Raw genomic sequence first — 4,059 nt, forward strand, 5'->3', positions numbered from 1 at the left:
CAGGCGCTTACAGCGCGCCCATGGCACGGCGCAGCTTGAGCCGGGCCAGTTGCAAGTCGAAATCAGCGTCGTGACGGGCACGTTCGGCATCGGCGCGGCGGGTTTCGGCGGCCAGTACCTCGGTTTGATTGGCAAGGCCCTCGCGATAGCGCGCCTGGCTTAGCCGCAGCGCCTCAGCCGCCAATTGCTCGGCCGACTGGCTCACGCCCTGGCGCTCGATGGCAGCGCGCTCGGCCAGCGAGGCGCGTTTGACATCCAGCAGCACAAGCGATCGGGCATCGTCGCGCCGCGCGGCAAGTGCGCTGGCATCCTGCTGCAAGGCGGCCGCCTGCTGACGCGCCAGGCCGCCATCGAATAGCGACCAATTCATCACCACGCCGATGGCATTGGTCCGGTCCTGCTCGGTAGACAACCCACGCCAGCGCAGATGCATGGCGCTCAGGGCCAGTTGCGGGCGGTCGGCGCCGCGTGCCGCCTCGGCTTGCTGATGCAGCGCAGTTTCGCCGGCGGTCAGCGCCGCCAGTTCCGGCCGCTGCTTGAGCGCCTGCTCGCCATCGGCCGCCAGCGGGCCGAGCAAGTTGGCGGGCAAAGCCTGCAATTGCACCTCGGCATCGAGCGAGCGATTGAGCAGGCGGTTGTAAGCGGCGCACGCCAATTCCTGCGTCTGGCGGGCATCGATCTGGCGGCGGGCGGCATCGGCCAGCGCCACATCGGCCGTCATGCGCTCCACCGGCGCGGCCAGCCCCTGCTTTTCCATCGCTGCCACATCGTTGCGATGGGCAGCAAGGCCAGAGCGGTAACGCTCGGCCACTTGCGCCGCTGCGTCGGCACGCAATACATTGAGATAGGCCTCGGCAATATCCAGGCGCAGTTGTTGGCGCGCCCGCTGCTGATTGGCCTGCGCCAAGTCCAGCCCGGCTGCCGCCGCACGCTGGGTGGCGCTGATGCGGCCGCCACTATACAGCGGATAGCTGAGCGCCAGGCTGCCGGCACTGATATCGCGCTCAGCCAGCGGCAAGGAGAGATTGCCCGGCAGGCGCGCAGCAATCGGCGCCAGCGGGGTGCCGGCCAGCGCATGGCCTAGCGGCGACAAATCGACCGAACTTGTTGGTGCATCGCTCAGATGCAGGTAGCCAGCGCTGAGGCTGAGTACCGGCCAATCCAGCGCCGCCGCCGCTCTCTGGCGCGCCTGCGCCGCAGTCACGCCAGCCTGTTCCGCTTGCAAGGCCGGATTGCCGCTCTCGGCGGCGCGCCAGGCGTCTTCCAGCGTTTCGGCAGACGCCGCCAGCGCCAACAGGGCCAGGCAGCAGGGGAAAAGACGAGTCATGACATCGGCGACCAGGAGAAAGGCCGGCGATTGTGTGCTGCATTGCAGCAAGCGCGATTGATCTTTATCAAGCAGACGCTTGTTTGTGGTTTATGGCGAGGGCGGGCAACGCAGCCTGATGTGGCCAAGCTGCGCTAAAGGGCTTACACAATGAAGAAGTCGCAAAGGTTACTACGAAGAACCCCCGACCCCGTGGGCCTCGCCGAGCACCGCAGCAGCTTGCGGGGTAGTCCGCGACAGCATGTCTGAGCCTTGGCGTAGCCAAGGCGAGTTCTGGCCCGGCCGCAAGCTGTGAGGAGCGCAGGGGACCCGGCAAAGCCGGGCGAGGACGTCGGGTCGCCTTTTCTTCGGGGACTTTCTTTTGGCGAAGCAAAAGAAAGTCCCCCGGCTGCGGTGTCCCAAGTTCTTGGCGAGCGAAGCGAACTTAGAACTTGGCCATGCAGAGCAAGGGCCCCGCTTAAAACACCGGCGCCGCAGGCGCATAAGGCCAAGGCGCCACATTCGCCGCAATGCGCTTCGCTTCAATTGCTCCCTACAAGGAGCCCTGCCTCTCTCGCCAGGCCTGTACCCGCGGATTCATCACCCTGAACCATAGCGGCGGCAGCAGCGCCAGCGGAATCATGGCGGTATAGCCTGATGGCAGTTGCGGCGCATCGAGCCAGGGGCGCAGCGCCTGATAGGGGCGGGCCGGAAAGGCGTGATGGTCGGAATGGCGTTGCAGCTGGTAGACGAACAGATTGGAAAACAGATGATTGGAATTCCATGAGTGCTGCGGGCGGGTCGGCTCAAACCGGCCATCGCCGATGGGCTGGCGCTGCAGGCCATAGTGTTCGAGATAGTTCACCACTTCCAGCAACGAGAAGCCGATAAGCGCCTGACCCGCCCAGAACAGCAGGGCCAAGGGGCCAAACAGCCAGACAATGACCAGCGCCATGCCCAGCGGAATCAGGGCATGCCGCCACATGGCATTGCGGTAATGCCAGGCGGGCAGTCCCAGTCGCGCCATTCGCTCGCTCTCCAGCCGCTTTGCTGCCAGCCAGGTGGCGGGCACGCAGCGCAGGTAGAAGCGGTAAAACGATTCGCCATAGCGCGCCGTGGCCGGGTCGTCCGGCGTGGCTACCCAGGCATGGTGGCCGCGATTGTGTTCCAGGGTGAAATGGCCATAGCACAGCGGCTGCAATAGCGCTTGTGCCATCAGACGCGGAAACAGGGTCTTGCGGTGCCCCAGCTCATGCGCCACCACAATGCCGAGTCCACCGACCACCCCCATGCTCAGCGTATTGCCCAGTCGCTCGATGGCAGTCCAGCCGCCTTCCTGTGCTTGCCCCAAACCAAACAACAGCAGCGCCCAGTAGCCGAGTACAAAGGCATGGAGCATCAGATCATGCCAGGGTGAAGAACGCGGCTCGTCGCCGGCGGGCGGTGGACTGGGGTCATCGCCCAGCAGGTAATCCACCAGCGGTGCCAGGCCGAATGCCACCAGGGGTACTTGCCAGGCACGCCAGCCACCGGCCAGAAAACCGCCGGCCGCCTGCGCAATCGGAATCAGTGCCACCAGATAGCCGATGCGCTGTAACCAGCGCCAGGCAGCGTTGACCGGGGGAAGGGCAGGCACGGCATTCGGCATGAGAGCACTCCGCAGGCGGCAAGGCTTTGACTGTAGGCCGCCTGACCGTGATGCTCAAGCCCGGCTGCTGCGCCTACAACACGCCCAGGGTGAATGCCTTCAAGGTCGCGGCGGCGCGGGTCGAGCAGGCCAGCTTGCGGAAGATGCTTTCCACATGGGTGCGCACCGTGCTGGGGCTGATGGCGAGGGCGCGCGCTACTTCCTTATTGCTTTCGCCCAGGCTGATGCGTCGCAATACATCGGTCTCGCGCTCTGATAGCAGCGCGGTGTTGCGGGCGGCCGGGCGAGCAGGCTGGCCGCGCGTTTCGGCAAGCAGGGCATCGACCAGGCCCGGGTCCAGCCGTCCCTGCGCGGCCTCGGCCAGCAATAGCGCAGCCGCAGCGTCAGACGCGAAGGCGGGGCGCCATGGACGGCGGGCGCACAGGGCAGTCCATACCGCTGTGACGGCCAGCACGCGCCGCTCCGTCGCAATGGCCGCGCCATCCAGACTGCGGAAGTAGCCGCTGCCATCCAGCCGTTCGTAAACATAGGACGCAATCTCCGCCTCGGCGGCAAGGCTAGGGGTGTGCTGGGCTGCCCGGCGGGTCCAGTAAGGCACCAGCCTGACCCGCTCCCAGTCGGCCGAAGCCAGCGGGCCGGCGGTATTCCACAGCGCATTGGGCAGGGCGGCGCGACCGATGCCGTGGATCAGTCCGGCGCGGTAGATGCGCTGCACCGCCGCATCGTCCAACCCCAGCCGGTGTGCCAGCGCCTGCGCCAGGGTGGCGGTATGGCGCGAATGGCCGGCCATCCAGGGCAGCTTGAGGTCGATGACATCGGCAATCAATTCCAGCGACACCGTCTGCTCGCGCAGTGCATGGTGCGGCTGGGCCACGCCGCCTTGCGCATCGAGCGCCGCCAGCTGCGCCAGCCAGTCGGCGGCACGCTGCTGCGCCAGATCGGCCAGATGCTGCGGGTATACCTGGCCGGCGCGGCTGGCGATCAGCTGCAGGGCACGCGGCAGGCCATGGGCGCGGCTGAGAATTTCCAGATCGCTGGCCAGCGCCGCCAGGTAAACCGTATCCGGCACGGCTGCGCCGCGCAATCGATCCGGCCAGCCGCTTCC

General features: G+C 66.5%; 3 protein-coding genes. All 3 read right to left on the bottom strand.

Annotated features, from left to right (window positions below):
• Nucleotides 1–7: 7 nt before the first annotated feature.
• Entirely contained in the window at nt 8–1,327 is a 1,320-nt protein-coding gene (locus ACE3OH_RS20385) for a TolC family protein (RefSeq protein WP_374357460.1), read from the bottom strand.
• A 532-nt stretch (nt 1,328–1,859) separates the two neighbouring features.
• Entirely contained in the window at nt 1,860–2,942 is a 1,083-nt protein-coding gene (locus tag ACE3OH_RS20390) for an alkane 1-monooxygenase (protein ID WP_374357463.1), read from the bottom strand.
• Between the two features lie 85 nt (nt 2,943–3,027).
• Nucleotides 3,028–4,059 (bottom strand): HD domain-containing phosphohydrolase (locus ACE3OH_RS20395; protein WP_374357466.1); only part of this gene is annotated, 1,032 nt, incomplete at its 5' end.

Source organism: Chitinimonas sp. (genome assembly GCF_041904975.1).
Classification (GTDB): domain Bacteria; phylum Pseudomonadota; class Gammaproteobacteria; order Burkholderiales; family Chitinimonadaceae; genus Chitinimonas.